This window comes from Actinosynnema sp. NPDC059797 (assembly GCF_042732085.1).
GTDB lineage: Bacteria > Actinomycetota > Actinomycetes > Mycobacteriales > Pseudonocardiaceae > Actinosynnema.
Map to the genome: position 1 here is coordinate 1 of NZ_JBHWIE010000718.1, position 1519 is coordinate 1519.

The window sequence follows — 1519 nt, forward strand, 5'->3', positions numbered from 1 at the left end:
CCCCGGGACGGGTCAGCCCACCGGCCGGGTCAGGCCGGTGAAGCGGCGGGTCTGCGCGGTGATCGCCTCCTCGACCGGCATCCGCTCCAGCGACGACGCGCCGTAGAAGCCGTGGACGCCCGTGGTGGCGGCGAGCACCCGCCGCACGTCCTCCGGTTCGGCGATCGGGCCGCCGTGGCACAGCACCAGCACGTCGGCCCGCACGGCGCGCGCGGCGTCGGCCCACTCCTGGAGCAGCACCGCGCTCTCGTCCAGGCCCCGGGAGGAGACCGCGCCGATGGTGCCGCCCACGGTCAGCCCCAGGTGGCAGACCACGATGTCCGCGCCCGCCTCGGCCATCGCCGCCGCGTCCTCCGCGGAGAACACGTACGGCGCGGTGAGCAGGTCGTGCGCCGCGGCGGCGGCGATCAGCGCCACCTCCAGGTCGAACCCCATGCCGGTGGCTTCGAGGTTGGCCCGGAAGTTGCCGTCGATCAGGCCGACGGTCGGGAAGTTCTGCACGCCGCAGAACCCCATCCGCGCCAGTTCGGGGAGGAAGACCTCCGGGTCGAAGAACGGGTCGGTGCCGTTGACGCCCGCGAGGACCGGCGTGCTCCTCACCACGGGCAGGATCTCCCGGCCCATCTCGACGACGACCTCGTTGGCGTTGCCGTAGGCCAGCAGCCCGGCCAGCGAGCCGCGGCCCGCCATCCGGTACCGGCCGGAGTTGAACACCGTCAGCAGGTCGACGCCGCCGTCCTCCTGGCACTTGGCCGACAGGCCCGTCCCGGCACCGCCGCCGACGACCACCTCGCCCCGCGCGGCCTTGGCGCGCAGCCGCTCCAGGACCTCGGTCCGGCGAAACCGCGGCACGGCCGCTACTTCCCGCGCAGGTGACCGAGCACCGCGCTGATGTCGTGGTCGTCCAGGCCGTCCCGCACCGCCGCGGCCAGCCGCGCCCGGGCGCCCGCCACCACGCCGTCGGCGACGCCGCCCGCCTCCAGCACCAGCCGCAGGTCCTTCTCGGCCAGGCCGAGGGCGAACTGGGTGGCGCCCGGGTCGTCGAGCTTCTTGCGCACCCTCGGCACGAGGGGGCTGACGACGGTGCCCTCCAGCGCGGTCAGCGCCAGCTCGGTGTCCAGGCCCAGCTCGTCGGCCAGCGCCAGCGCCTCGCCGACCATCACGAACGAGGCGCCCAGCACGATGTTGACCAGCAGCTTGACCGACGCGCCCGCGCCGAGCGGCCCGACGTGCTTGACCTTGCCGAGCACCGCCAGCACGTCGGAGGCCGCCGCGACGTCCTCGTCCGCGCCGCCGGCGTAGATGCCCAGCTCGCCGGACGCCGCCGCGGGCAGGCTGCCCTTGACCGGGGCGTCGACGAGCCGGACGCCGTCCGGCAGGAGGTCGCGCAGCGCGGCGACGGCCCGCGGGCCGATCGTCGACATCTCCACCACCAGCGCGCCGTCCGCGAGGCCGGCGGCCGCGCCGTCGGGGCCGGAGAACACCGCGTCCACGGCCTCGGGCCCGGTCAGCATGGTGA

At 75.5% G+C, this 1519-nt stretch carries 2 protein-coding genes; both read right to left on the reverse strand.

What is annotated here, in order from left to right; translation table 11 throughout:
• Positions 1-12: 12 nt before the first annotated feature.
• Entirely contained in the window at positions 13-852 is an 840-nt protein-coding gene (locus ACFV4N_RS43645; protein ID WP_499678585.1) for a phosphoenolpyruvate hydrolase family protein, read from the reverse strand.
• A 5-nt stretch (positions 853-857) separates the two neighbouring features.
• A partial coding sequence (locus tag ACFV4N_RS43650; protein ID WP_499678586.1) for an NAD(P)-dependent oxidoreductase occupies positions 858-1519 on the reverse strand: 662 nt, incomplete at its 5' end.